General features: G+C 67.6%; 23 protein-coding genes and 1 pseudogene. 10 read left to right on the top strand and 14 right to left on the bottom strand.

Annotated features, from left to right (window positions below; all coding sequences use genetic code 11):
- Positions 1 to 25: 25 nt before the first annotated feature.
- Genes NVV90_RS19440 through NVV90_RS19430 form a run of 3 tightly spaced genes read right to left on the bottom strand, consistent with a single transcriptional unit; the run spans position 26 to position 3,353 of the window.
- Positions 26 to 1,441, bottom strand: a complete 1,416-nt coding sequence (locus NVV90_RS19440) for an aspartate ammonia-lyase (protein ID WP_258438871.1) — start codon at positions 1,439 to 1,441, stop codon at positions 26 to 28.
- 8 nt (positions 1,442 to 1,449) lie between these two features.
- A complete protein-coding gene (locus NVV90_RS19435) occupies positions 1,450 to 2,535 on the bottom strand; it encodes an asparaginase (protein WP_258438870.1) in 1,086 nt (361 codons plus the stop codon).
- Positions 2,532 to 3,353, bottom strand: a complete 822-nt coding sequence (locus NVV90_RS19430; RefSeq protein WP_258438869.1) for a FadR/GntR family transcriptional regulator — start codon at positions 3,351 to 3,353, stop codon at positions 2,532 to 2,534. Before NVV90_RS19430 ends, NVV90_RS19435 begins: the two co-directional genes overlap by 4 nt.
- Positions 3,354 to 3,552: 199 nt before the next feature.
- Between NVV90_RS19430 and NVV90_RS19425 the strand changes: the two genes are divergently transcribed.
- The 3 genes from NVV90_RS19425 to NVV90_RS19415 all read left to right on the top strand — a co-directional run bounded on the left by NVV90_RS19425 (position 3,553) and on the right by NVV90_RS19415 (position 5,311).
- A complete protein-coding gene (locus NVV90_RS19425; RefSeq protein WP_258438868.1) occupies positions 3,553 to 4,137 on the top strand; it encodes a hypothetical protein in 585 nt (194 codons plus the stop codon).
- Positions 4,138 to 4,232: 95 nt separating this feature from the next.
- Positions 4,233 to 4,739: a hypothetical protein gene (locus NVV90_RS19420; protein WP_258438867.1), complete on the top strand. Its 507-nt coding sequence runs from the start codon at positions 4,233 to 4,235 to the stop codon at positions 4,737 to 4,739.
- 110 nt (positions 4,740 to 4,849) lie between these two features.
- Positions 4,850 to 5,311, top strand: coding sequence for a DUF3817 domain-containing protein (locus NVV90_RS19415; protein ID WP_258438866.1), 462 nt, complete (start codon positions 4,850 to 4,852; stop codon positions 5,309 to 5,311).
- Positions 5,312 to 5,353: 42 nt separating this feature from the next.
- Here NVV90_RS19415 and NVV90_RS19410 read toward each other — a convergent pair whose 3' ends face one another.
- The 6 genes from NVV90_RS19410 to NVV90_RS19385 form a co-directional block, all read right to left on the bottom strand.
- Entirely contained in the window at positions 5,354 to 5,914 is a 561-nt protein-coding gene (locus NVV90_RS19410; RefSeq protein WP_258438865.1) for a uracil-DNA glycosylase, read from the bottom strand.
- Between the two features lie 244 nt (positions 5,915 to 6,158).
- Positions 6,159 to 6,944 carry a PKD domain-containing protein gene (locus tag NVV90_RS19405; protein ID WP_258438864.1) on the bottom strand — a complete coding sequence of 262 codons (786 nt, stop codon included), beginning with the start codon at positions 6,942 to 6,944 and terminating at the stop codon, positions 6,159 to 6,161.
- Positions 6,945 to 7,111: 167 nt separating this feature from the next.
- Positions 7,112 to 7,771 (bottom strand): DUF6318 family protein, encoded by a 660-nt coding sequence (locus NVV90_RS19400; protein WP_258438863.1) that lies wholly within the window; start codon positions 7,769 to 7,771, stop codon positions 7,112 to 7,114.
- A 119-nt stretch (positions 7,772 to 7,890) separates the two neighbouring features.
- Positions 7,891 to 8,271: an RNA-binding S4 domain-containing protein gene (locus NVV90_RS19395; RefSeq protein ID WP_258438862.1), complete on the bottom strand. Its 381-nt coding sequence runs from the start codon at positions 8,269 to 8,271 to the stop codon at positions 7,891 to 7,893.
- A gap of 98 nt (positions 8,272 to 8,369) precedes the next feature.
- A complete protein-coding gene (locus NVV90_RS19390) occupies positions 8,370 to 9,479 on the bottom strand; it encodes a sulfite oxidase (RefSeq protein WP_258438861.1) in 1,110 nt (369 codons plus the stop codon).
- Positions 9,480 to 9,606: 127 nt separating this feature from the next.
- Positions 9,607 to 10,644, bottom strand: coding sequence for an aldo/keto reductase (locus tag NVV90_RS19385; protein WP_258438860.1), 1,038 nt, complete (start codon positions 10,642 to 10,644; stop codon positions 9,607 to 9,609).
- Positions 10,645 to 10,919: 275 nt separating this feature from the next.
- Here NVV90_RS19385 and NVV90_RS19380 point away from each other — a divergent pair, with 275 nt between their 5' ends.
- The gene (locus tag NVV90_RS19380) at positions 10,920 to 11,411 is read left to right on the top strand and encodes a flavin reductase family protein (protein WP_258438859.1); all 492 of its coding nucleotides are present in this window, start codon (positions 10,920 to 10,922) and stop codon (positions 11,409 to 11,411) included.
- 36 nt (positions 11,412 to 11,447) lie between these two features.
- On the opposite strand, the gene NVV90_RS19375 is transcribed toward NVV90_RS19380, so the two are convergent.
- A complete protein-coding gene (locus NVV90_RS19375) occupies positions 11,448 to 12,272 on the bottom strand; it encodes a hypothetical protein (protein ID WP_258438858.1) in 825 nt (274 codons plus the stop codon).
- A gap of 205 nt (positions 12,273 to 12,477) precedes the next feature.
- Here NVV90_RS19375 and NVV90_RS19370 point away from each other — a divergent pair, with 205 nt between their 5' ends.
- Entirely contained in the window at positions 12,478 to 12,882 is a 405-nt protein-coding gene (locus NVV90_RS19370) for a YchJ family protein (protein WP_258438857.1), read from the top strand.
- A gap of 16 nt (positions 12,883 to 12,898) precedes the next feature.
- Here the strand turns inward: NVV90_RS19370 and NVV90_RS19365 are convergent, their stop codons facing one another.
- Both NVV90_RS19365 and NVV90_RS19360 read right to left on the bottom strand, forming a co-directional pair.
- Entirely contained in the window at positions 12,899 to 14,872 is a 1,974-nt protein-coding gene (locus tag NVV90_RS19365; RefSeq protein ID WP_258438856.1) for an acyl-CoA dehydrogenase family protein, read from the bottom strand.
- A gap of 62 nt (positions 14,873 to 14,934) precedes the next feature.
- Positions 14,935 to 15,231, bottom strand: a complete 297-nt coding sequence (locus NVV90_RS19360) for a hypothetical protein (protein WP_258438855.1) — start codon at positions 15,229 to 15,231, stop codon at positions 14,935 to 14,937.
- 247 nt (positions 15,232 to 15,478) lie between these two features.
- On the opposite strand from NVV90_RS19360, the gene NVV90_RS19355 reads away from it, so the two are divergent.
- The 3 genes and pseudogenes from NVV90_RS19355 to NVV90_RS19345 all read left to right on the top strand — a co-directional run bounded on the left by NVV90_RS19355 (position 15,479) and on the right by NVV90_RS19345 (position 21,515).
- The gene (locus NVV90_RS19355; protein WP_258438854.1) at positions 15,479 to 16,927 is read left to right on the top strand and encodes a DUF3375 domain-containing protein; all 1,449 of its coding nucleotides are present in this window, start codon (positions 15,479 to 15,481) and stop codon (positions 16,925 to 16,927) included.
- Between the two features lie 2 nt (positions 16,928 to 16,929).
- A pseudogene (locus NVV90_RS19350) lies at positions 16,930 to 17,760 on the top strand (DUF4194 domain-containing protein); the annotation flags it as partial.
- 293 nt (positions 17,761 to 18,053) lie between these two features.
- Complete coding sequence (locus tag NVV90_RS19345; RefSeq protein ID WP_258438853.1) at positions 18,054 to 21,515, top strand: ATP-binding protein; 3,462 nt, start codon at positions 18,054 to 18,056, stop codon at positions 21,513 to 21,515.
- A gap of 94 nt (positions 21,516 to 21,609) precedes the next feature.
- Here the strand turns inward: NVV90_RS19345 and NVV90_RS19340 are convergent, their stop codons facing one another.
- Both NVV90_RS19340 and NVV90_RS19335 read right to left on the bottom strand, forming a co-directional pair.
- The gene (locus NVV90_RS19340; RefSeq protein WP_258438852.1) at positions 21,610 to 22,152 is read right to left on the bottom strand and encodes a TetR/AcrR family transcriptional regulator; all 543 of its coding nucleotides are present in this window, start codon (positions 22,150 to 22,152) and stop codon (positions 21,610 to 21,612) included.
- Complete coding sequence (locus NVV90_RS19335; protein WP_258438851.1) at positions 22,149 to 24,098, bottom strand: MFS transporter; 1,950 nt, start codon at positions 24,096 to 24,098, stop codon at positions 22,149 to 22,151. Before NVV90_RS19335 ends, NVV90_RS19340 begins: the two co-directional genes overlap by 4 nt.
- Positions 24,099 to 24,297: 199 nt before the next feature.
- Here NVV90_RS19335 and NVV90_RS19330 point away from each other — a divergent pair, with 199 nt between their 5' ends.
- Positions 24,298 to 25,368 (top strand): iron-siderophore ABC transporter substrate-binding protein, encoded by a 1,071-nt coding sequence (locus NVV90_RS19330; protein ID WP_258438850.1) that lies wholly within the window; start codon positions 24,298 to 24,300, stop codon positions 25,366 to 25,368.
- Between the two features lie 14 nt (positions 25,369 to 25,382).
- Positions 25,383 to 26,486, top strand: a complete 1,104-nt coding sequence (locus NVV90_RS19325; protein WP_396125323.1) for a FecCD family ABC transporter permease — start codon at positions 25,383 to 25,385, stop codon at positions 26,484 to 26,486.
- The last annotated feature ends 38 nt before the right edge of the window (positions 26,487 to 26,524 follow it).

Below are 26,524 nucleotides of genomic sequence, written 5' to 3'. Positions count from 1 at the left end.
TTGGGAGGTCCTGCGTAAGGTGCGGTTACTTGCTCAAGTTCGCCAGGCGCTCGGGGCTGAGGAGTTCTTCGAGCTGGTCCGCGGTCAGGAGACCGTGTTCCAGGACGAGTTCCGCCACGCCCTTGCCGGTGACGAGGGCCTCCTGCGCGATGGCGGTGGCGGAGGCGTAGCCGATGTGCGGGTTCAGTGCGGTGACCAGGCCGATCGACTGCTCGACGGTAAGCCGCAGATGTTCGGTGTTGGCGGTGATGCCCCGGACGCAGCGGGCCGTGAGGGTGCGGCAGGCTGCTTCCAGGTGGGAGATGCTCTTGTGGAGGCTGTGGACGATGATCGGCTCGAAGGCGTTCAGCTGGAGCTGGCCGGCCTCGGCCGCCATGGTGATGGTGACGTCGTTGCCGACCACTTCGTACGCCACCTGGCTGACCACTTCCGGGATCACCGGGTTGATCTTGCCGGGCATGATGGACGAGCCGGACTGCACTGCCGGCAGGTTGATCTCGCCCAGTCCCGCGCGCGGCCCGGAGGACAGCAGGCGGAGGTCGTTGCAAATCTTGGAGAGCTTCACGGCCACGCGCTTCAGGACACCGGAGAGGTGCACGAAGGCGCCCACGTCCTGGGTGGCCTCGATGAGGTCGGCGGCGGTGAGCAGCGGCAGCCCGGTGATCTGGGCCAGGTGCCGGCAGGCCGCCTCGGCGTAGCCGGCTGGGGCGTTCAGGCCGGTGCCGATGGCGGTGGCGCCGAGGTTGATCTCGTGGATCAGCATCTGGGATTCGGCGAGCCGGGCCCGGTCCTCGCCGACAGTCACGGCGTAGCCGCCGAACTCCTGGCCCAGGGTCATGGGCACCGCGTCCTGCAGCTGGGTGCGGCCCATCTTCACCACGGTCTGGAATTCCATGGCCTTGGCCGCAAAGGCACCTTCGAGTTCTTCGAGCGCGGACAGCAGTCCTTGGACGGCGAAGATGGTGCCGAGCTTTACGGCCGTGGGGTAGACGTCGTTGGTGGACTGGCTCAGGTTGACGTCGTCGTTGGGGTGGAGCTTGGAGTAGTCGCCCTTGGCGTGGCCCAGGATTTCCAGGGCACGGTTGGCGATGACCTCGTTGGTGTTCATGTTCGAGCTGGTGCCCGCGCCGCCCTGGATGACGTCCACCATGAACTGCCCGTGGAGCATGCCGTCCAGGATGTCCTGGCAGGCCTGCTCGATCGCGTCGGCCTTCTCATCGTCCAGCAGGCCGAGCTCGCGGTTGCTCCGGGAGGCGGCGAGCTTCACTGCGGCCAGGCCGCGCACCAGGTGCGGGTTGGAGGCAAGCGGCTGGCCCGTGATGGGGAAGTTCTCGATGGCACGCAGGGTGTGGACGCCCCAGTAGGCACCGGCGGGGACGTCCCGGTCACCCAGGAGATCGTGTTCGGAGCGGACGTGGATGGCTTGATCGACGGCGGTCATAGCTGTCCTTAATCGTGGTTGGCTGACTGGAAGGTGGTTTGCAGGAAATTGCTGGCGCGCAGGACGCCCACCGGTTTGCCGCCGCCCAGCACAGGCGGGCTTTGGAGCGCATCCAGGGCGCCGTCGTCGAGCCCCAGGGCCTCGAGGACGCGGACGGTGACGGGCAGGCGGGCGCGGTCGCCGCCGTCGGAGATCTTGACGGCGATACCGGTGCCGTCCGGGAGCCCGATCAGCTGGAGGCCCTCGAAGCCGTCCTTGGCGAGCAGGCCCGGGACGGCGCGCATGAGGGCGGTGACGTCGCGGCCCTCGCCGGCCACCATCTCGGGGTAGCGGCGCATGGCGTTGGCGACCCTGCCCTCTTCGCTGGCGGCTGCCGCGCTGGCGAGCCGGCCGTAGGCGCGGGCCATGCCGTGCAGGGTGTGGGCGAAGAGCGGGGTGCCGCAGCCGTCGGTGCTGACGGCGGCGGCTTCCTCGCCGGTGAGCTCGGTGATGGTGTCCCTGACGAGGAGCTGGAGCGGGTGCTCGGGGTGCAGGTAGCCTGCGACCGGCCAGCCGTTGATCACGCAGACGGCGGCCATGGAGGCGTGCTTGCCGGAGCAGTTCTGGGCGAGCTGGGTGGGCGTTCCGCCGTTGCGGAGCCAGTCCTCGCGCTCGATGGTTCCGTACGGGAGGTCGGTGCTGTTTTCGAGGGCTGTTTCGGTGAGTCCGTGCAGTGCGAGGATCCGGCGGGCGCCGTCGCGGTGCATCGCGGCACCCGAATGGCTCGCCGCGGTGAGGGCCAGGAGGTCCTCCGGCAGTTCGAGGCCGGCGCGGACCAAGGCCACGGCCTGCAGCGGCTTGAGCGAGGAGCGGGGGTAGAAGGCGGCATCGGGATCGCCGGCTGTGATGAGGGTTTCGCCGCCCGGACCGGTGGCGATCAGCGAGCCGTAGTGGACGCTTTCCACGAGGCCGTCGCGGGTCTGCTCCACCAGGGGGACGTGGCGCGGGGTGCGGGTGTCCCTGTTTGGTGCGGCGTTCGGTGCGGCCTTTGGTTCGGCCGGGGCGGTGACTGCCTGTGCTTCGTGGGCGGGCATGGTGTCCTTCGCTAGGGTCATTTGCTGAGGATGGCGTCCAGGGCTGCGGCCACCGCGTTGAGGTGATCGGCCATGGCCTGGCTGGCGGCGCTGGCGTCGCCGGCTTCGATGGCGTCCAGGACGGCGAGGTGTTCCTCGTCCGAGAGGTGCTGCCGGTCAGCTACCATGTTCAGGGTTTCGGACTGGTGGGCGAGGGCCTCACGGATTTCGGAGACGACGCTCGCGAAGACCCTGTTGCCGCTGGCACGCGCGACGGCGGAGTGGAAGTTCGCGTCCAGGTTCACCCAGGCCTCGGGGTCGGTTTCCGTGAGCATGGCCTGGACGAGGTCCTTGAGGTGTTCAAGGTCCTCCTCGGTGCGGCGCTGCGCGGCGAGGCCCGCTGCAGGAACCTCGATATGCGGGCGTGCCTCGTTGAGGTCCCGTGCGCTGTACTGGCCGAGCGTGAGATCGTTGGCCACGTGGTTGGACACCACGAACGTGCCCTTGCCCGTCTTGGTGACCGTCAGGCCGAGCGTGTTGCAGGAGCGGAGCGCTTCACGGATGACGGAGCGGCTCACCCCGTACTGGGCTGCGAGCGTGGCTTCGGAACTAAGCTTGGCACCGACCTCGAACGCCCCGGACTCGATGTCATGGCGGATGGCGCTGAAGACGGCTTCGGCGGCGCTGACCCGGGTAAGGGGTCGCGGCGCGGTGGGAGAATTGGCGGGGGACTTCGCAGTGGGGGCCGGCCGGGGGACGGCGCCGCTTGTGGCGGTGCGCTGGCCCGCCGCAGCTTTCTGGCTGGGGGCGGGCTGTCCGGGATCGGCCTGTCCTGCTGTCCGGCTGTCTGACAGGTTCACGTAATGAATATGGCACGGGTCACAGGGGCATGTCAATGAGGCGCAGGTTTGTTGCGGGGGCTTGAGGGGCGGGGCGGGCTGGGTCCGGCCATCTACCCAGCGCATCACGTGGGTCTCGCTCCCGGAGCCCAGCCGAATCGCCTCGCTCCGGAGGATAATTGCCCCCAGCATCAACGTTCGGCGCTGACAGGGAGGCCCTATGCAGACACTTCCGCGCATTACGGTAGAGGTGCCCGTGCTCAGCATCGGATCCGGGCCTGCGGACTATGAGGGCTTTGACCGCTACGTGGATGCGCTGCGCCGGCCCCAGGGATTGCACATGACGCTGTTCCACCTCGGCGTTCTTGAGGACTTCGCCCGGGATGTTTCCGGCTGGACCAAGGGAATCACCAGTGCCGAGGCGGCTGGCCGCAGGACGGCTTCCTGGCTGCGTGGGCTGCCTGTGCTGGAGGGCTTCTCCGGTACCGCCGATCGGCTGATCGTCCTGGGCGGTGGCGCCGTGCGTGGCCTGGAAGTCGAGGTTCCCCAGCATGTGCGGGACTATCAGGTCTCCCTCGTCGTGGCGCTCCACGAGCTCCTCGACGAACTGCTCGTGGACAACATCGACGACTTCATTCTCAGCTCGCCGGCCCTTGGCTTCAGATCCCCGCGCTGGGTGCCGCATATTGCCGTCGGCAGGCCCAAGAACAGAAGCCGAGCGTCCATCGAACTTGCCCGGCTGGCGGTCGAATGCGGCGAATCGCGAATCAGGAACCGGCAATTGTTGCTGGACTTCGACGCCTGACGTGAACAATCCAGGAGATCCGGTGGCGTCGGGGCCCTTGTCCGGCGCGACGTCAGGCTGAGCCCGTGGTCCTGACCCCCTAAAGTAGGAGCACCATGCCAATCACCAAAAAGACGCTCGTCCAGGATGGCTTCACCGGATTCCGGGTCCTCGACGAGCTCGAGATCATGCGCGTTCCCCAGGGCCCCGGCATATTCGCCATCCTGCAGCCTGAAGGCTTCGAGCCGGTCTTCCTCGCCAAGAGCACGGCCGGCACGTTCAAGAAGAAGGATCCTTCGCTCAAAAAGGAAGCCCTCGAGGCCGAGTGGGTTACCGAAGCCAAGGTCCTTTACCTGGGCAAAGCCAGCGCCGGCAGCCAGGGCAACCGTGGCCTCCGCAAGCAGATCCAGGAGTTCATGGACTACGGCCGCGGCCGGCCCACCGTCGTCTGGGACGCCCGGCTGATCTGGCAACTCCGTGACGCCATGGAGCTGGTCATCGCCTGGAAGGAATTCCCGGCGGCCGAGGTCAACAAGGCGGAAGCCAGCTACCACGCCGACTTCGTCAGCAGCTACGGCCGGCTTCCATACGCGAACATGGTCCAGGCCCGCGCCAAAACCTAAGAACTAAGACCTAAGGACGACGACGGCGCGCGCCACCCGCCGTCGCGCGCGCCTGTGCGCCGGTCCACGGTATTTTGGAGGGGACTCCCGTTTCCCAACTGAGGACTTCCATGTCGCCCCGTACCCTGTTCCGCACGTTCGCCTTCGCCGAGGCCGTCACATGGACGATCCTGCTGATCGGCCTGTTCCTGAAGTACGTCACCCAGACCACGGACCTCGGCGTCCGCATGGGCGGCGGCGTGCACGGCTTCGTGTTCCTCTGCTACGGGGCAGTCACGTGCTTCACCTGGATCAACCAGAAATGGCCTGCACGGACCGGCGCGCTCGCGCTCGTCGCCACTGTAATCCCGTATGCCACCGTTCCGGTGGAAAGGTCACTGGATCGCAAGGGACTGCTCGACGGCGGATGGCGGCTCGCCAAGGGCGGGGAGCCTCCGCGGGGTGTACTTGAGAAGGCCCAGGCCTGGGTGCTCGGCAACCCGGTCATGGCCGTGGTCATCGCGGTTGCCGGCGTGGCGGCCGTGTTCAGCTTCCTGCTGTTCATGGGCCCGCCGGACACCTGGTTCGCCTGAGCCGGGGCGAGGCCCGGCATGATCCGGGCAGCCCCCCAGGCGTTAGAGGTGCTGGATTCCCGCCCGCTGCATGGCGTCCCGGTAGGTTTCGATGTTCTTGGCCAGGAGCTCCTGCTGCTTGGCCTCGGACAGGGCAAAGGCCCGGCCTCCGAGGGCGCTGGCTTTGTAGACCTTGATGCCGTGCTGGCGCAGGGGCGAGTGGTAGGTCTTCTCGTAGAGGGCCAGGAAGGCAGCGGCTTCGGTGCCGTGCGCGACGATGGCGGAAACCCTGCGGTTGATCTTGAGGAACTGGCGCAGCGGCCTGAGGCCGTCCGTCTTCTCCTGTGCGCTGAGAGCCGGCGGCAGTTCGGGATCGCGCACCCAGGGGTAGGAGTTCCACGGCATGACGTAGCGGACGTCCAGTTCCGCGGCGTCGTAGATCTGCTGCGCGCGGCGGGCGGCGTCGTCGTCGTTCAAATGTGAGACAAAACCGGATGCGGTACCGCGACCCGGGCTCACTTGGAGGGTGACGATCCGGCATTCGTCCTCGTCATGCACGGGATCGATGTAGGGCACGGAAGACCCCGGTTTCTTGGCCATCAATTCGTCGCAAAGCTGCGTCACGGCAGCAATGTTGGGCTCCTGAAGCAGAGCCCTCTTTTCGTCCCAGTCAGGTGTCACATTCTCTCCCACAGCTGTACGGCGTCGAGAATCGGCGTCTTCCGCAACTCTACGCGTCCCTGCCCTGCAGGTTCACCAACTTTTTTGAGCGTGACCGGGAAGCGAAGGGGGAGTCCCAAATGACCGGCCGACGGCTCCGGACTTCAAATGCCGGTGGCAGTCTGGCTCATTTCTGCGGATCCCTTGGCTACCTTGGGGTACGGGAGCCAGGGCAGGCCCACGATGTGGGGTCTGTCAGGCAGTTTTCGGCCACGAGGGCGGTCTCGGTCCTCCACACCTGGATGGTCCTGGGTGCGGTTGCCAGGTCCAGGGTTCCGTTGATGGGAAGGGCGGGTCCGCCGTTGACCGCGTAGGTGCCGGTGAAGCTGGTGGTGACGGTGACCGGGAAGTCGCCCGTTTGCTCATAGGCGTGGCTGGTCCGGGTGGCTTCGGACAGCCACTCCAGCTCCGGAATGGGGCCGCCGGCGATCGGCGTGGGCCCGAGGCTGGTGCCGTCGCCGAAGCTGAAGGTGTAGCTCGCCGGGGTGGCCACCAGGTGCACTCTTTGTCCGAGGATGGTGACGTCGAAGGCCTGTTCCGTGGTGTTGGCGTAGAAGTTGGTCGGCCCGCCCCTGAGTGTGTGGGGGAAGGGCTGGGCGCCGAGTTCACCGGCGTTCACCGGCAGTTGGCGGAAGTCGCTGAGGATCCGTGCGGCGATGTTGGCGAGGATGTTCTGCGGTTCGGCGTCGTAGAGGCAGACAGCTTGTCCGTTCACGGGCTGCCACTGCGTCCACGTGGGATTCTCAATGGCCTTGGGGGCGTACTTCCAGATGATCGGAATGCCCTCTTCTCCGCCCGGCTCCTTCGGAGGGCACCGAAGCTGACCGGGCAGGCAGGGCACTGACGTTTTGTCGTCTTCGACCCGGCACTGGAGGTCGTACATGTACTTGTTGGGATCCTCCTCGACGGCCGCATCAGATCTTGCCTCTGGCATACCCGTATCCGGATTGATTCTGAAAGTGGCACCAACGACAATTGTCGTTTTGTTTCGATCGGTGGTCGCTCTGGGGTCGTCGTTTGCAGCCGATGGTCCTGCACTGAACCAGACTTGCATGACGACCAAAAGCACCAGGACGCAAGAAGCACGTGCGGCTCGCACAGCTAGCCTACGATCTTTCCGTTGTCCGTAACGCGCCAGGCACCGTCAATGAAACGGGAGAAGACGGCCTCGGCAATGTTGGCTGCCGGGGTCTCGGCCTGCCCCACGCTGCCGTCAGCATCGTAGTACTGTGTTCGTTCCTGGATGACCTGGACCTTGGCTGACTGCTGATCTGCTCCGTCAACCCACATGACTTCGACGACCGGCGTTGTGATTCTTCCTCCGACGAGCCAGCGACCTTTCACATAGTTGAGTTCGATGGCCTTTTTGTAAGCTGCCGCAATCGCAGTTGATGTATCCGTTGTGCTTATCCAGGGGGCAAGGTCACCTGTTTCCATTGCGTAGGAGTAAGTGGCGTACCAGTACCGAACAAACGCTTCCAGCCCCTCCTTCGTGTTCTCCTTCGCCAACGAAGGCATCACGGGAACGGGCACGTTCTGGGCCTTGCCTTTCGCATCTGCGGGCTTGTACGCGGCGGTGGGCGTGGGAGAGGGCGTGGGCGTCGCGCTGGAGGTGGGGGACGCCGTCGTCGAGCCCGTATTGGCAGGGGTGCTGCCGCCCTGGCAGCCGCTCAGGAGCAGTGCTGCTGCAGCAGCAAGCGCCAGCGCGCTGACTCGTGTGCGGGCAAGCGGCGAAAAGTGGGCGAAGGAAATGCGGCTCATGTGTCAGGCTCCCCAGAAGCTGGTACGGCGTATCGTCGGCCAGTCTAACCGGGGCTGCGGGGCCGCTGCTTGTCACATGAAGCGTATGTGGATAACCCTCCGCCGAGACAGGGCGGAGCCTACCGCCCCTTGAGTCGCTCCATCTCGCGGCGGTCCTTCTTGGTGGGGCGGCCGGCGCCGCGGTCGCGCTGCGGCAGGCCGAGCGCCGGTGCCACGGGGCGGGGCGGGGTGTGGTCCGTGAAACAGTGTGAGGCCGCCTCGGCGCCGACACGTTTGGCGATCAACCGTCGGACTTCAAGGATGCGCTCGTAGCCAGGTTCGCGGACGCGGATGGTGTCGCCGACGATCACCGTCTGCGAGGCTTTGGCCGGGTTTTCGTTGATCCGCACATGTCCCGCGCGGCATGCAGTCGTGGACACGGATCGCGTTTTGTACACGCGGATTGCCCACAGCCAGGCGTCGATGCGGACGTTCGCGGGGGAGGCAGGCAGACTTGTCATGGTTGCGAACGAGTATAGCCGCCGACGCCGGGCGTCCCACCGGGCTGCCGCCGCCCGCGCCGCCCGCCGCCCCCGCGGCCGGCCCGCTGTCGGCGTCCCTACCGCACCGTCACGTGCACCAGTTGCGCCATGTTGTTGCCCATGCCCTGGTAGTTCCACACCTGCGTGGTCTGCTGAAGCGCGCCGGAGGAATCCATCGCCCGGCAGCGCAGTTCGTGCTCCCCGGGAGCGGCAAGCCAAACCATCGACCAGCCGGTCCAGGCAAAGTCGCCGGCTGGCGGGTCGAGATGCGCGGGCATCCATTCGCCGTCGATCCCCACCTCCACGCGCTCAATCTCGCCGTGCCCGGACCACGCCCGGCCGCGGAGCATCACTGGCCCGGCATCCATCACCCGTTTGCGCGTGAAAAAGTCCGGGATGCCCGGCGGCACCATGAGCGAGCGGACCCGGATGCGGGTGACGGGAAGCCCTGGCCCCTCCGGCCCCTGCATGTAGTGGTACGCGACGGCCTGCTGGTAGCCCTCGAAGCGGCTGGTCACTGCCTCGATGGACGCCAGCCACTTGACGCTCGCCATCCCGTACCAGCCGGGGACCAACAGCCGCAGCGGGAAGCCGTGCTGCGGCGGGAGCGGCGCCCCGTTCATCTCGTACACGAGCAAGACCTCGGGATGCATCGCCTCGGCGACCGTCAGGCTCCGCGCGTACGGTTCTTCTGTGCCGCCCTGGATGCCGCGGTCGGCGCCCGTGAAGACGAGCTCGACGGCGTCACCCGCCAGCCCGGCTTCGGCCAGGATGGGTGCCAGTGGGGTTCCGGTCCACGACGCCGTGCCTACGGCTTCGAGGACCCAGGGCTGGCTGAGCGGCCGGGGCTTCAGGAGCGAGCGGCCGTTGCCTGCACATTCGAGGGTCACGGGCATCGTCACGTTGGGCCGGGCCTTGAGGTCCTCCAGGTTCAGCTCGATCTCCCGGTCCACGGCCCCGCCGATCCGCAGGCTCCAGGTCTCGGGCGCGATGTAGGGGATGTCGAAGTGCGTCAGCAGGTAATGCAGGCCGGCCGGGGTGATGTCCTCGCGCAGGGCCTCGAGCGGCATCGCATGGTTGCGGGCCGCCAGCTGCAGTTCCTCGGCGGTGAGCGGCCCGCTGCTGGGTCCGCCAGCCTCAACGGGGGCGGTGAAATGGTTGCGGTTCTTCAGATTGTGCTTGGACATGGGAAGGCGGCGTTCTACTGGATGCACGCTGCGAGCAGCACTTAGATCAGGTTTACGCCGCCGCCCCCGGGGCGTCAAGAGAACCGTCCAAGAGAGCAGTCCGCGGTTCCTCAGAAGCGGGGAAAAGCTACTGCCGGCGTCGGAGTTCCGGATATTCCAGATGCGGCACCACGGCGCCGGCGTCGCGTTCCAGGAAGTTGCCGGCCGGGGCCACGATCTGGTCGATCTCGTCCAGGATGGCATCGCTGAGGACCACCTCGGCCGCCTTGAGGTAGTCGGTCAGCTGCTCCTCCGTGCGGGGCCCGATCACCACGCTGCTCACCGCCGGGTGGCCCAGGGCGAAGCCGACAGCGAGCTGGATCAGCGTAAGCCCGTGCCGTGCGGCCAGCTGGGCGAGGGCATCCGCGGCGTGGAGCTTGCCCTGGTTGAAGGGTGCGGTGACATCGAAACGGCCCGGCACCGCGGCGGCCCGCGAGCTCTCGGGCTGCCCCGCCCCGACGCGGTACCCGCCTGCCAGCCAGCCGCCGTCGAGCGGTCCATAGCTGAGGACCCCGACGCCGTACTGTTGCGTGATCGGGAAGACGTCGCGTTCGTTGGCGCGCACCAGAAGCGAGTAGGGGACCTGGTCCACCACCGGCGGGACCAGGTGGTTCGTGTTGGCGATCCACTGCGCTTCCACCAGCTGTGCGGGCGTGAAGACCGAGGTGCCGTAGTACAGGATCTTGCCCTGGCGGATGAGGTCGTTCAGCGCCGTGATGGTCTCCAGCAGATCGGTGGTGTAGTCCGGCCGGTGGGCCTGGTACAGGTCGATCCTGTCCGTCTGCAGGCGGCGCAGGCTGTCCTCCACCGCACGTACGATCCAGCGGCGCGAGTTGCCGGCGTGGGCCGGATTGGGCCCCATCTGGCCGTGGAACTTGGTGGCGAGGAAGACGTCGTCGCGCCTGCCCCGGACCGCCAGGCCCACTACGGTTTCAGCTTCGCCCTGCGAGTAGATGTCCGCGGTGTCGATGCTGGTGATGCCCGCGTCCAGCGCGGCGTGGATGATGCGGATGCTCTCGTCCGGACCCGTCGGGGCCGTGCCGGTGCCGAAGTTCAGGGTGCCCAGGGTCAGGGGGCTGATCAGGGCGCCCGTGCGTCCGAGGGTTCGTAGCTCGCTGAGGCTCATCTGCAGCTTCCTTTGTCGTGCTCGCGGTGGTGGTCAGGGCCTGCATGGATGGAGACGAGGCTACACAGATCGCGGCACCCGCACGCGGAACCGGTAGGAGTTCTTCACTTTTCGTCTCCGGGGGTAACGCTGGGGCGGATTTCCGGGGCAGTGGAGGCCCGGATCTTGACACGCGGGTACACAAACGTCTTCCGGATCAACAAATATTGTCCTGCCGGCCGGCAGGTGAATTAGTGGAAAGGAACCGCGTACCAATCCCAGGAAAGGAAGCTGACATGACACAGGCCACCGTGGACGGATCCGCATCGATCAAGGCTGCGTTCTCGCAATTCCCCTCCGGCGTTGCGGCCTTCAGCGCCATGGTGGACTTCGTCCCGGAAGCCCTGGTGGCGTCCTCCTTCACCGTGGGCGTCTCGCTGGACCCGCCGCTGGTCATGTTCGCCGTGCAGAACTCCTCTACAACGTGGCCGAAGCTGCGCCAGGCACCGCGCCTGGGCATCTCGGTCCTGGCCGAGGGCCAGGAAGCCGCCTGCCTGCAGCTGTCCTCCAAACGGGGCGACCGCTTTGCCGGGCTGGACACCTCCGTGAGCGATACGGGAGCCGTGCTGATCGACGGCGCGGTGCTCGGCTTCGAATGCGAGATCGTCTCCGAGACCCCGGCCGGTGACCACGCAATCGTGGTGCTCGAAGTGAAGTCCACGGCCATCAACCACGGCTCCAAGCCGCTGGTCTACCACGGGGCTGCGTTCCGGCAACTGGCGGCGTAAGCCGCTCGTCCCAGGCTCCGTCGCTACTAAGCGAAGCTAGGTGCGCGGCCGGGCCCCTGCTGCGGACGTGAGCGAACCGCCGTGCACAGGCTGCCGCGGCGAGTTCTTGGTGGCCCCGCCCTGCGGGGTCCCGCCGTTGGAGGGCGCGCCCTGGGATGTCTTCTCCGTCGGAACGGGCTTGTCCCGGGGTTCAGTCTCCTCGCTCGGCGCCACCTCGCGGACAGTGACCACGATCTTGGGAAGTTCGGCTGCTTTCGCACGGGCGGCGGCACGTTCATCGGCCTGCGCGACGGCGGCCGCCCACTTTTCGGACAGGACCGGCGGCTCGTGCGTCAGGGCAGCGACAAGCGGGTGGTGTTTCCCTTGCGAGGTGAAGAATGTTGCGGCCGCGCGCTTGGCCCAGGCCCTGAACTGGGCAGGCTTGAAGAAGTTCCGGCGCGGCCGTGCTGACACGGCAGCAAGCGGCACCGCTGCGGAGGCAGCCGCCGCGGAGGCAGCCGCCGCGGAGGCCGCCGCCGCGACGGCCGCCGCCGCGACGGCCGCCGTCGGGAGTTCCACCACCGGCTCCGCAGCAAGCGGCTCGCCGGCCGCGGGCGGGACAGCCTCCGGGAGCGCCGCTTCAGGCGCGGAGTCCGCCTCAGGGAACCACGTTGGCGTCGGCGGCAGGTGCACGATCGGCATCGTGTCACGCTTGGGGAAGACCCCCACCATCGCCAGCAGGATGATGGAGACCAAGCGGGCGATTCCTGCAATCACCAAGGTGAGCACCACCAGGAATCCCAGCAGCATGAACATGAGGCCTGCCACGCCGAGCGTGCCGAGAAAAGTCAGGTTGAGGGCGAGCGTTGTCGGATCCTCCACGTAGCCTCCGTTGCTGCTCGTTCGTGAGGTGAGCGCCGCTCACCCAGCGGCTTGTCTACCCAGCCTACGATCGACGGCCGACAGAATCACCTGCCAATTCGCGATCCGCCGAGGTTGTTTCGAAGCTGTTATCTCACATGACAAAATTTGTTGCCTAGCTCTCACCAACAACCAGCTCACCCGCAGCCCACAGATGGGGATCCCCATGACGCCAGACCTCTCCAGACTCCGCAACGGCATGTGCCCCTGCCTCTCCGGCGAACACTACGAGCAGTGCTGCGGCCGCTTCCACCGCGGCGACGCCGACGCGCCGACGGCCGAGCAGCTCATGCGTTCGCGCTACGCCGCGTTCGTGGTGCTCGACGCCGGTTACCTCCTGCGCACCTGGCACGCCAGCACGCGCCCGGCCTCGCTCGAGCTGGACCCGGACACGGAATGGCGGCGCCTGGACATCCTCGCAACGTCCTCCGGAGGGCCGCTCGATGACAAGGGGACCGTCGAGTTCGCGGCACACTTCAGGGCGGACGGCCAGCGCGGCATCCAGCGCGAAGTCAGCCGCTTCGTGCGGGAAGCCCAGCGCTGGTACTACCTTGACGGTGAGGTCCGGTAGCCCGCGGCGGCGTGAATCAGCGGTATTTGCGGTGCAGGTTCTCCCGCGTCGAGGCCCCCGGGGAGGCGTCGGCGATCCATGGACCGGTGCCCTCGGACTGGTCCAGGACGCCGGCCTCGAGCCAGGTGTAGTCGCCGGCGAGCACCTTGGATGAGAGCCCATGGTCGGCGTCGTCGGTGTTCCTCCAGAGCTGATCGAAGTATTCGTCCACCCGCACGCGGGCCTGCTCGCAGAACGCCTCCGCGAGTTCGAAGGCCGCGGCGCCGTGTGCGGGCTGGGTCCGCAGCAGCATCTCTGCCCGTGAGCAGCACGCCGCCATGGCGAACAGTTCCGCGCCGATGTCCACGATCCTGCCCAGGAACGCCTGCTTGTACTCGAGCTTCGCCTGCCAGCGCCCCATGCCGTAGAACGTCTGCCGGGCCAGCCGCCGCGAGGAACGCTCCACGAACCGCAGTTGCTTGCCCAGCCGCCCGAACTCGCCGTACGAGCGCGGATCCATGCCCGCCCCGGCCACGAGTTTCGGCAGCCACTTCGCGTAGAAGCCGGAGGCCCCGACGGCGGCGCGGGCCTTGTCCTGCAGGCTCGCGTCCACTGAAGCGAGGTCGCCCGCTGCCGCGAGGTGGGCGTCCACGGCCTCGCGGGCAATCAGGAGCTTCATGATTTCGCTCGAGCCCTCGAAGATCCGGTTGATCCGGATGTCGCGCAGCTGTTGCTCGGCGGCCACCGCCCGTTCGCCGCGAGCCTCCAGCGATTCCGCCGTCTCGAAGCCCCGGCCGCCGCGGATCTGCACCAGTTCGTCGGCCACCTTGTGGCTCAGCTCCGTGGCCCAGAGCTTGGCGAGGGCGGCCTCGATGCGCACGTCCTTCTGCCCGGCGTCGGCCATTTCGGCCGCCAGTTCGAAGACGGCCTCCAGGGCAAAGGTGGTGGCGGCGATGAACGCGATCTTCTTGCCCACGGCCTCGTGCTTGCCCACCGGCCGGCCCCACTGCGTGCGGGCGTTGGACCACTCGCGGGCGATCTTGAGGCTCCACTTGCCGGAAGCCACGCACAAGGCCGGGAGGGAGAGGCGCCCGGTGTTGAGCGTGGTGAGGGCGATCTTGAGGCCCTGGCCTTCCCTGCCGAGCCGGTTCGCGGCGGGGACCCGGACCTGGTGGAAGCGGGTCACGCCGTTCTCGATGCCGCGCAGGCCCATGAAGGCGTTGCGGTTCTCCACGGTGATGCCGGGGGAGTCCATTTCCACCACGAACGCGGTGATGCCGCCCTTCTGGGGGATGCCGTCCGGGCCGGTGTGCCGGGGGACCACCGCCATGACCACCACGAGTTCGGCGATCACCCCGTTGGTGGTCCACAGCTTCACGCCGTCCAAAACGTAGGACCCGCCGTCGTCGGATGGCACAGCGGTGCAGCCCATCCGGGCGGGGTCGCTGCCGACGTCCGGCTCGGTCAACAGGAACGCGGTGATGGCGCCGGCGGCGCAGCGCGGAAGGTACTCCTGCTTCTGCTCCGGGGTGCCGAAGACCTTCACCGGCTCGGGGACACCGATGGACTGGTGCGCCGAAATCAGGGCCCCGAGGCTCGAATGGACGGAGCCCAGCAGCGCCAGCGCCCGGCCGTAGTACACCAGGGACAGGCCCAGGCCGCCGTATTCGCGGGGGATCTTCATGCCGAAGACTCCCAGCTTGGTCAGGCCTGCAAGGTATTCGTCCGGGATCTTGGAGTCGCGCTCGATCACGCGCCCGGACATCGTCTCGCAGAAGTCCCGGAGCCGGGCCATGAACGCCTCGCCCCGCTCCACGTCGTCGGCCCTGGCCTGCGGCCACGGGTGGATCAGCCCCAGATCGAAGTCGCCCAGGTACAGGCCCTTGGCAAAGCTGGGACGGTTCCACTCGGTTTCGCGGGCGGCCTCGGCAATGGCGCGGGCCTGCTCGGCGGTGGCCTCGACGCGTGTGGCCGTGTGGTCGGTGGCTTGGCGGTCAGTGGCGGAAGTCATGGGTGAACTCCTCTACCGGACGTGCCGGTTTGGGCCCAGGGTCCGCCTTGGGTGGGAACCCTTCAGCTGTCCCTCAATGCTACCCGCGAGTAGCTACCCGTGCTAGGGGACGGCTGGAGCTCGCCCGGCAGTTCAACCTGCCCGGCGTGGTGGACCATGCGGTCCCACGCGAAATTGATGCCGTGGACCAGTCCGCCCAGCACAGCCTTGATGAGGTACCAGACCAGGCCGCCGGCGCCGATCAGGATGAGCGTGGCCAGCGCGGCCGCGGTGATGAACAAGACCAGAATCAGTGCAAATACCAGCGTTCCGAAAAATACGTACGTGGCTGTTTCCAGCGCCGTGAAATCAAGCTGCATGGTTCCCCCTTCGCAACATTGCCCGGGCCGACGTGGCAGAGGGCGACGTCGTTTAATAAGGACATTAGGGCGACGGCGGCTGCGCGGCCAGCGTGAAAACGCGCCGTGACATTGTTGATACGGGATCGAAACCCTACGCGGAGGTAGGTCACGGAACGGCCACGGCGGCCGCGGCGGCACCCTGCGTTAACCTTGTACGGGGCAGTTTTCGCTGTCCCATGGTTCCGTGGCAGCTGAAGGAGAGAAAGTGTCCCGTTCAGCAATGTCGTCAGCCGATGCCATCAGCGCCCGGCTGCGCGAGCTCGAAGTACTCACCAAGGGCCCCGCTTGGGCCCTCACGCGCTCGGCCCCGTGGGTCATCGCGGTCCTGCAGGCATCCTTTACCCGCACCCGCCCGCAGCTTCCCCTCGAAGAGTTCCACGCCGACGTCGACGCCTTCCTGGAGCAGCTCCGCCGCGAGGAACCGGGGCTCGGCGGGCAGGCGAACGGCAAGGCCTTCGCCGACGAGTGGACCCGGCGTCAGTTCCTGACGCGGCGCAACCAGTCGGGGCAGATTGTGTACGAGGCCACGGAGGCCGCGGCCCGCGTGCTCGCCTTCCTGGACAGCCTTTCGAGCGAACGCTCCACCCTGAACGGCTCCCGCCTGGGCACACTGTTGGGCGACGTCGAGAAGCTTGCCAACGAGACCAACCCGGACCAGAGCGCCCGGCTGGAAGCCCTCGAGGACGAAATCGAGGAGCGCCAGCAGCTCATCGAGGACATCAGCTCCGGCGAATTCGACGGCCTGCTGGACGACGAAGAAGCCGTGGAGGCCGCCGGGAACATCCTGGATCTCGCCGCCAGCCTGCCCGCGGACTACAAGAAGATGCGCGACCGCATCGAGGAGCTGGTGGGCGAACTCCGCAACCAGATCATCGAGGAATCGCTCAGCAAGGGTGCCACGATGGCCCAGGTCCTGGAGGCCGACAAGCGGCTGCGCCAGAGCCCGGAAGGCCGCACGTTCCGCTCGTTCACGGCCTTCCTTGAGGACCCGCAGCAGCAGCTGCGCTTCCGTTCGGCCATCGGCGAGGTCCTGAGCCGGCAGTTCGCCGACGAGCTCAGCCACGAGGACCGCGAAACCCTCAAGAACCTCGTGGCCGAACTGCGCACCCAGCACGGCCACATCCAGCGCATCTACGGCAAGCTCTCCGAAAGCCTGAACACCTACATCCAGAGCGACGACGTCCGGCAGTCCGTCAGCCTGCGCAAGGTCCTCGGCGAAGCCGAACAGGCTATCCGCGCCATGCCCTACGAACGCGACCGCCCCGGCCTGGTTCCCGGCCCGGTCCTGTTCAACGCAGGCTTCGAATCGCTCTCCATGGTCAAGCTCTTCGACCCGGACGAGTTCGCCGCCCCGCCACGGCTCGCCGATCCCATCGCCTTCAGCGACTCGGACCGCGTGCGCTCGCAGCGCACCGCGAAGGCAAGGCCCGACGTCGTCCGTGCCGCCATGGCGGGTTCCGCCACCCTGGGCGAGGCGTGGGAAAACCTTCCCGCCGAAGAACGCCACATCAACTCCGTGCGGACCCTGCTCTCCTTGGCCCTGCACACCGGCGCCGCCTTTGACCGGGCAGCCTGGGAACACCTCGACTTCGAACAAATCGACGGCAGCACACGCACCGCGTACCTGCCTGTTGTCACGCTGGATAGGGATTGACCATGACTGAAGAAACGACGACGACGGCGGCCCCGGAGGCGGCGGACGCCGCCGCGGATGCGACGTTCGTCGCGGAGCCTGCCGCTCCGCCTGCGGACCCCTTCCGGGTCAGGCCCCGGGACACCTTTGTTGACGGCGCGGCCCTGTTCCCGGGCGACACCGGAGTCCTCCCGATGAAGGTCCGCCAGGCCCTCGTGAAGCTGCTCAAGGGCCCGTATGTGGACGGCGGCCGCGACGAGAAACTGTGGACAACCCTTCTGGACAGCCAGCTCATCCTGCGCAGCCGGCTCTCCGAACTGTTCCTGACCCTGCAGCTGGACCACGAGCGCAAGATCGCGGTGCTCCGCCCGGTGGACCCGGACGCTATCGGCGGCAGCAGCCGTTCCAGCATCCTGCGCCAGCAGCGTGCCCTGAGCCGAGTCGAAACCATCGTGCTTCTGCGCCTGCGCCTCCTGCTGGACCGCCATGTCACGGCGAACACGGACCCCACCATCACGCGCGAGGAAATCGCCGATCTCGTGGCGCACTACCAGCCCGCCGGCCAACAGGACGCCCTGCGCGACGCCGACGTAGTCACCCGCACCATCACCAAACTCCAAGCCCGCCAACTCCTCCTGGCCACCCCCTTGGACGATACCTACACGATCTCCAACGCCCTCCCCCTGGCCCTCCCCTTCGAAAACATCGGCGACATCCCCGCCCAAATAGAAGCCTTGGTGGCAGTAGCAGCCGACGAAACAGGCACCGAGCCGCTGCTCGAGCTCGCCGACTCGGACGAATCCGCGGAGGACGACGAGGGTGACGGCGACGCACCCAACGACGATGGCGATGCCGCCCCCGCCCCTCCGCCGGACGGCTCTGCTGCAAGCAGCGAGCCGTCCGGCTCCGACAGCGGCAGTGGCCTACCCAACGCTCGCAAGCTCGCGTCGGGTCCCTCGGCCAGTGCCTTGGATGCCACTCCCTGGGCGGCACCGGCGTCCTCGCGGCTCGGCGAACCTGCGGCGCCCGGCCACAGCGGCGGCGACGGGGACATGCGGCAGCATGCGTCTAAGCGAGGAACGAGCGAGCATGCAGAGCATGTGTCCGATGCCGCTGCGGAAGGCGACCACGCAGAAGGGATCACCAAGTGACCATCGCAACCATGCTCCCGATCGGCGAGCTGACGAACCCCGGCCAGATGCGGTTGGCGCTGGTGCAGGTGGTCAACTGGGGCACATTCCATGGCGCCCACACCATGCACGTGGACCGCAACGGCACCCTCCTGACGGGCAACTCCGGCGTCGGGAAGTCCACGCTGTTCGACGCCATGCTGCGTGTCTTCGATGCCCGTCCACGCTCCAACGAGGCCGCCGGACAGCGCGCAGGCGGGGCTGTGGAGGACAAGAGGACCACGTTCACGTACATGCGCGGCAAGGTGGGCGACAAGGCCGTGGGCGAGGGCTCGGCCAGTGCCTTCCAGCGCCCCGGTGCCACCTGGTCCGCCGTCGCGCTGACGTTCGACAACGCTGCAGGCACCAAGGTGACGGTTTCCGCCCTGTTCGACCTGCCCAAGAACGGCACGGAGTCGAGCGTCGGGCGCTTCTACCTGATTGACAGCAAGCCGTTGGATCTGGCGGCCATCGAGGGCATCGCGCAGAAGCGCTTCACCCGCGGTTCCCTGGAAACGATCTTCCCGGATGCCCAGGTGTTCGATGTCCACAAGTCGTTTGCGGAGCGGTTCCGCCGGCTCCTGGGCATCAACTCGGACCAGGCGCTGCCCCTGCTGCGCGTCATCCAGGCCGGCAAGGGCCTGGGCGGCAGCGTCAACACCTTCTTCCGCGACCAGGTGCTGGACGCCCCGGCCACGCTCGTCGCGGCGGACGATGTGGTGGAGGAATTCAGCAACCTCATGTCCATCCGGCAGCGGCTGGAGGACGTGCGGCAGCAGCGCGACCAGCTGGCGCCCGTGCCGGGGCTGAACAAGGACTACGCCCAGGCGTTGCTGGATGCCAACCGCCTCCGGGAGCTGGCCGGCGGCGAATTCGATGCCTACAAGCAGCAGCTCGCCGTCACCGTGCACGCCAAGACGCTGGCCCGGTTCAAGGAGCTGGCCCAGGCCAAGGCCCAGGAGCTCGCCGCCGAACGCACGGTCCGCGACGCCCTGGCCAAGGAACTGCGCGGGCTCGAATCGGACTACAACAACCGCGGCGGCAACGCGATTTCCGCGATCGAACAGTCGCTCGAGAATGCCCGGGTGGGGCTGAAGCTCCGCCAGCAGGTGGAGGATTCCGCCCGCAAGGCCCTGGCCGACGCCGGGCTGGACCTCGAATGGTCTGCCGAAGGCTGGGAGCAGGCCCAGGAGCAGGCGGCGGCCCGCTCCGCCGAACTCCAGGGCGACACGGAGGCCCTGAAGGAACTCCGCTTCGAGGCCTTCGACGCCCACGCGACGCTGAAGCGCGAGCTGGCCGCGGCCGGGCAGGAACTGGTGTCGCTCAAGACGCGCAAGTCCCTGCTGCCGCCGTCGAGCATTGAAAACCGCGCCACCATCGCGGCCGCCACCGGCATCCCGGAAGAACGCATGCCGTTCGGAGGCGAGCTGATCGATCTCGCCGAGGGGGAGGAGCGGTGGCGTCCGGCCGCCGAGCGCGCCCTGCGGAACCTCGCCACCACCTTGCTGGTCCCCGGCGAGCACTTCGCGGCGGTCACCCGCTACCTCAACGACAACACCGTCCGCGGCTCGCTGCGCGCGGTGGACGTGTCCAAGCCGCTGGCCGGCGGGGCGCTGGCCGTGCAGGACGCGTCCGACGGCGAGCTGCTGGGCAAGTTGAGCATCCTCACCTCTGGGGCAAACGCCGACGCCGGCGAGTGGATCCGCGAACGGATCGCCCTGGACTTCGCCTTCCCCTGTGTGGAAAACCCGGACGAACTCGCCGCGCTGGACAAGGGCCTGAGCCTGGGCGGCGTGGTCAAGCGCAACCGCCACACCGTGGAGAAAGACGACCGCTTCACCGGCCGCCAGGACTACGTCCTGGGCTTCGACAACGCCTCCAAGCTGGAACTCGTGGCCGCCCGCGTGGGCGAGCTCGAGAACGAGCTGATCAAGGCCGCGGAACTGGCCCAAAGCCGCGAGGATTCGCACCAGGGCATGGCCCGCCAGCTCGAGGCCCTGCGCCGCGTGGCCGAGGACGAGCGCCCCTGGGAGCAGGTCTCGGCCAACGTTGCGGCCGAGGAACTGGGCAGGATCGAACAGCGCCTCACCGATGCCCTCGCCGCCCAGGCCGACCTGGAGCCGCTGCGTGCCAACATCGAGGCCGTACGCGAAAAGCACCAGTCCTCCACAGGCGCCGCGGCCGTGCTGCAAAGCGAATACAAGGCCCTGGACCAGCAGATGACCACCGCGGACACCCTGCTGGAAGCCGCACGGCTCCGCCTGGAGCAAGCACCGCCGTCGGGCTCCACCGTCACGGCGCTGGAACCGTACTTCGCCGGCTTCACCGAGCTCGCCGAACTGCACGAGCTCGATACCCTCGCCGTGGAGGTCCGCGGCAGGCTCCTGGGCGAACTGCACGCCGCCGAATCCCGCGGGCAGGCGACCGCCGAGCGGCTCACCCGCATGTTCGAGGGCTTCGTCCGCGACTGGGGCACCGCCATCAGTGCGGACCATGGCACCTCGATCGGCGCCGCGGGGGAATTCGAGGCCCGCTACCACGCCATCGTCAGCGACGGACTGCCCGCGCAGGAGGCCGAGTTCCGGCTGTTCTTCAACCAGCGCACGCACGAATCGTTCAGCACGCTGCTGCACCTGCTGGACGAAGAACGCCGCACCATCACCAGCCGCATCCTGCCGCTTAACGGCATCCTGTCCGAGGTCAACTTCCACGAGGGCAGCTTCCTGGAACTGGACATCAAGCAGACGCTGCCGGCCACGGCCAAGCAGTTCAAGGACGCCATCCACAACGCCCTGAAGGCGCGCCACACGCGCCCAACGCGTGCCGCCGGCACGTCCGCCACCGAAACGGACGACGACGCCGAGCTCACCGCCCGCTACAAGTCGCTGGAAACCCTGGTCAAGCGCCTGGGCTCGCATGCCCCGGAGGACCGGCGCTGGCGCGCTGAAGTGCTGGACGTGCGAGGGCACCTGTTCATCCAGTGCAAGGAACACCGCTCCGCCGCGGGAGCGGCGCAGGGCAAGAAGGGCGGCAAGAAGGCCGACGTCTTCATGCACGCGGACACCGGCTCCATGTCCGGAGGCGAGCGGCAGCGCTTCACGGCCTTCATCATGGCCGCGGCGCTGAGCTACCAGCTGGGCATCGCCGAGCAGGGCTTCACCACCTACGGCACGGTCATGATGGACGAGGCCTTCGTCCTGGCCTCCGAGGAATTCGCCGGTGCCGGCATCAAGGCGCTGCACGAATTCGGCTTCCAGCTGCTCCTGGCCGCACCGGAGAACGTCATCGACCTTTCCCGGCACCTGGGCTCAGTGACCGAGATCCTGCGCGACAAGCGGACCAACCGCTCCGGCGTGCTCACGGCCCCGGTGATCGGCGGCCCGGGCGTCCCCGGTGAATGGCGCTCCGAGGCGAACCCCGTGGACATCGTGCTGCGCTGAGCCGACACTCTCTCGAAAGCAACGCGGGGTCACTTACGGCCCGTGTTGGGGCACCGGATGGGCCGTAAGTGACCCCGCGTTGCACTTTGAGCGGCTAAGGCGCCGCGAAGGCGTCGATCTGGGCCTGGACCAGCGCGCCGTAGTGGGCCACCACTTCGTCGAAGTCCCAGTCGTCGAACAGGCCAAGGGTCCGCACGGACTCGCCGAAGCCGATCATGAGCGACACCACCACGGCGGCGTGGTGCCGGTTCGGCGTTGTGTCCCCGATCAGGGCCGCAATGTTCCCGAGGTACCTGGCCTGGGTTTCGGCGCGCGTAGCGACGGGGTCGGGCGAGTCCTGGATAGTGAACGGGAGCATGGCCCAGGGCTCCTGCATTTCGCGTTCGCGGCGCATCAGCACCCGGAAAACCATTGCGGCGCCGAGCTCCTCCCTCGGCACATTCAGTTCTCCCAGCAGCCGCTCGTTCGGCTGGGCGGCCGCGAAGAGCTTTTCCTTGGAGCCGAAAAGTTTCATGACCAACGCGGCCGACACGCCGGCGTCGGAGGCAATGTCCCGCACGGTCACGGAACGGTATCCCCGGTCGCCGAACAGCCGGCTGGCCGATGCCAGGATGGCCTCGCGGCTGGGGCTGCTCATGCGTTCACCAGCGGGCCCGGGGCAGCCGGGGACACGGCCAGGTCCAGCGTCACGGAACGGTTGTCCACCGTCAGTTTCCGTGCCGTGGCTTCATGGGTTTCGGGATGCAGCATCGACACAATGTACCGGCCGGCAGGGGGCAAAGGCACACTGTAGCGCCCGTCGTCGCCGGTTTCCACGGACGCGACATGCTCGCCGCTGGCATGGAGCAGGGACACCACCGCGCCGGCCGCGGGTTCGCCGCCGTGCGTTGCCTGGCCGCTCAGTGTCAGCTGGTCCTGCAGGGTGAAGTCCCGTTGCAGGGTGACGCCGTCGAAGTCGAAGACGTGCGCGGCCGGGGTCCAGCCCACGGCGTTCACGATCAGGAGGTACTTGCCGGCGCCCGGCACCGCCAGCGAATAGCGCCCGTCGGCGTCCACCCGGCTCCAGTCGACGGGCTCGCCGTTGAGCCGCAGCACGGTGACGACGGCGTGGCTCACCGGGGTGTTGCCGGTCACCAGGACGCGGCCGCGGAGCACCCGTTCGTTCCCGGAAGGCGCCGGAACCACGACGGCGGGGGCCGTCTTGGGGATGAAGGCGGCGGCCGCAATGGAGGCAGCCGCGGCCAAGGCCGCCATCCAGAACACGTCCTGGAAGGCGCCGAACGTCGGCAGCCGGACCGGCCCGACGTCGAACGTCACCGAGGTCAGGAAGGCCGCGACGGCGGCACTCGAGGTGGAGGTGCCGATCGCCCGGAGGAGGCTGTTCAGGCCGTTCGCGGACGCGGTTTCGGTTCTGGGAACCGAGGCCATGATCAGGGTGGGCATCGCAGCGTAGGCGATCGCCGTGCCGATGCTCACCACGGTGGAGCCGATGATGATCCAGGCGAGGGAATCCCAGAAGAACACGCGCCCCACGTAGCCCACCGCCATGACGGCCGCGCCCGCGATCAGCGCGGTCTTGCCGCCGTAGCGGCTGATGATGGCCCCGGACACCGGGGCGAACGCCACCATGGCCAGGCCGGAGGGAATCATCGCGAGCCCGGCGGTGATGACGGTCATCTGGAAGCCGTAGCCGCTGGCCGTGGGCAGCTGGAGCTGCTGGGTGGTCAGGAGCATGTTGGCGAACATGGCGAAACCGATCAGCAGCGATGCCACGTTGGTCATGAGGACCGGCCGCTTCCCGGAAGTGCGCAGGTCCACCATGGGCTGGCTGACCTTGAACTCGTAGGGGACCCAGATGCCCAGCAGGACCACGGCGGTGAGGAACAGCAGCAGCACCGGTTCCGAACGCCAGCCCCAGGATCCGCCCTTGGAGATCGCCAGCAGCAGGGCGGCCAGCGCCCCGGACAGCACCAGGGCGCCCACGTAGTCGAACCGCCCCGGCGTGCGGACCTTCGATTCGGGCACGATGAACGCGACGGCGAGCAGCAGGAGGAGGCCGGCCGTGGCGGAGACCCAGAAGATGGAATGCCAGCCGAAGGCCTGGTAGAGGATTCCCGCAAGGGGCAGGCCCAGGGCGCTGCCGATCCCCAGCGTGGCGCTCATCAGGGCCACGGCCGAGCCAATCTTTTCCTTGGGCAGTTCGTCCCTCATGATGCTGATGCCCACGGGGATCAGGGCCGCGGAGAAGCCCTGCAGGGCGCGCCCCACGATGACCCACAAGAAGGAGCCTCCCACCGCGGCGATGATGGAACCGAGCACCATCAGGGACAGGCACACGAGCATCATCTTCTGTTTGCCGTACATGTCGGCGCTGCGCGAGACGATGGGCGTGGCCACGGCACTTGTCAGCAGCGTGGCCGTGACCAGCCAGGAGGCGTCGTCTGCGGTGACCCCCAGGATCCCGGGGAAATCGGGCAGCAGAGGCACCACCAGCGTCTGCATGAGCGCCACGACAGTGCCGCTGAGGGACAAGGCCATGATGATGGCCCAGGCGGGAAGACTTCGGGTGCGGGTGGACGGCATGCGGGGACCTTCGGCGTCGCTCGGAGCAGGTGAATGGTTGTTCACCCTTCAATGAGTGAACCACTGTTCACCCCTTCGCTGCAAGACCTCCGGGCGTCATGTGCATCACGCCGGGCTAATACGTGACGCAAACGTTTCGTAATTAACTGAAGGGTAGGCTAGCCTTACTTAGGTTCGCATCACTTACCTAAGGATTTCCGTGGCTTCCCACCTCCCGCGCCGTGCCCTGCTGAAGACTGCAGGCGCAGCGACCGCCGCATTTGCCGCCGTCGCTCTCTCCCTCACCGCCTGCTCCACCGGGGCGACCACCGCGGCCCCGGCCTCCGCCAACGCGGTCACCGCCCAGTTCCCCGTCACCATCAAAAACGTCTTCGGCGAGACCACCATCAAGGCCCAGCCCAAGCGCGTGGTGACCATCTCCTGGGTCAACGACGACGTTGCCCTGGCCCTCGGCGTTGTGCCCGTCGGCGTTCCCAAGAACGAGTGGGGCAACAATGACAAGGGCTCCACTCCGTGGAAGGACGCCGCGCTTGAGAAGCTGGGCGCCGGCTTCGGCACGGCGAAGGCTCCGGTCCAGTTCTCCGAGGCCGACGGCGTCAACTTCACCGAGATCGCCAAGCTCGCCCCGGACGTCATCCTTGCTGCCTACTCCGGCCTTACCGAGGAGGACTACAAGAAGCTCTCCGAAATCGCCCCGGTCGTGGCGCAGCCGAAGCTGGCCTACGGCACCCCGTGGCAGGAAGCCACCACAGTCATCGGCAAGGCCCTGGGCAAGGATGCCGAAGCGGCCAAGCTGGTCTCGGACACCGAGGCAACCGTCAAGGACAAGGCCGGCAAGTACCCGCAGATCGCCGGCAAGTCCTTCATCTACGGCAACCTCGAGCTCGAGAACCCGGAAAACGTGGGCGTCTACACCGCCAACGACAACCGCCCGCGCTTCCTCACCGAAATCGGCATGAAGCTGGCCCCCGTGGTGGAGAACGCCGCCAAGGGTTCCGAGGAATTCTTCGTCCAGTGGTCTGCTGAAAAGGCCAACGAGCTGGAAGCCGACGTCTTCGTGACCTGGGTTCCGGATGCGGCCACCACCGAGTCCATCAAGAAAGACCCGCTGCTCGGCCAGATCCCGGCCATCAAGAAGGGCGCTCTCGTCGCCGACGCCGACCAGACGCTCACCCTGGCACTCTCCGCTTCCTCGCCCCTGAGCCTGCCGTGGGCACTGGACAAGTTCCTGCCCCAGCTGGCCGCAGGCGCGGACGCCGCAGCTAAGTAGCAGCGCACACCACCGTGACAACACGCACGACGACGGCGCGCGCCACGACGCGCGAACGGGCAGATAATGCCCCCAAAACCGCAAAAACAGGGCATTATCTGCCCGTTCGCGCCGGCGGGCAGGCCCTGGGCACCCGCCCCGCCTGGCTGCTGGCCGCCGTCGTGGTGCTTGTTGCCGTCTGCGCCGCCTCCCTGACGGTCGGCGCCCGGGGCCTGCCCCTGGAGACCGTGTGGCAGGCCCTCACCCAGTTCAACCCCGACGACGGCAACCACGCCGTGGTCCACACCCGCATCCCGCGCACCGTGCTGGGCCTGCTGGCCGGGGCCGCCCTCGGACTTGCCGGTACCGCGATGCAGGGGGTTTCGCGGAACCCGCTGGCCGACCCGGGCATCATGGGCGTCAACGCCGGTGCGGCCCTCGCCGTGGTGACCGGCATCTACGTCTTCGGCGTCTCCGGGGCCGGCGGCTACATCTGGTTCGCGTTCATCGGTGCCGCCGCGGCCGCCGTCGTCGTCTACCTGATCGCGTCCATGGGACGCGACGGCGCGACGCCGGTGAAGCTCGCCCTCGCCGGCGCCGCCCTGAACGCCGGCCTCTATTCGCTCATGAACGTCATCCTGGTCTCCAGCCAGGACACGCTGGACCGCTTCCGGTTCTGGCAGGTGGGCGGCATCGCCGGCAACGACTGGTCCGTGCTGCTCACCGGCCTGCCGTTCCTGGCCATCGGCGGCGTGATTGTCCTGGCCACGGGCCGGGTCCTGAACAGCCTGGCCCTGGGCGACGACGTGGCCCGCGGACTCGGCCAGAACGTGGCACTGGCCCGCGGGATCACCGCCCTGGGCATCGTGCTGCTGTGCGGCACGGCCACCGCCCTGGCCGGCCCCATCGCCTTCATCGGGCTCGTGGTTCCGCACGCCGTGCGCTTCCTCACCGGCCCGGACTACCGCTGGATCCTCCCCTTCTCCATGATCCTCGCGCCCGCCCTGCTGCTGGGCTCGGACGTCATCGGCCGCGTGGTGCTGCTCCCCGGCGAGGTCCCGGCCGGCATCATGACCGCCATCGTCGGCGCCCCCGCGTTCGTGTGGCTCGTGCGCCGCGGAAAGGGCGCCGCCCTATGACACCCCTTCTTAAGCGCGAAAACCTGAAGCGCGAACGG

The sequence above is a fragment of the Arthrobacter sp. CJ23 genome, from assembly GCF_024741795.1.
GTDB lineage: Bacteria > Actinomycetota > Actinomycetes > Actinomycetales > Micrococcaceae > Arthrobacter.
The sequence above is the reverse complement of the archived record's forward strand: the minus strand, read 5'-3'. Positions and strand labels throughout refer to the sequence as shown.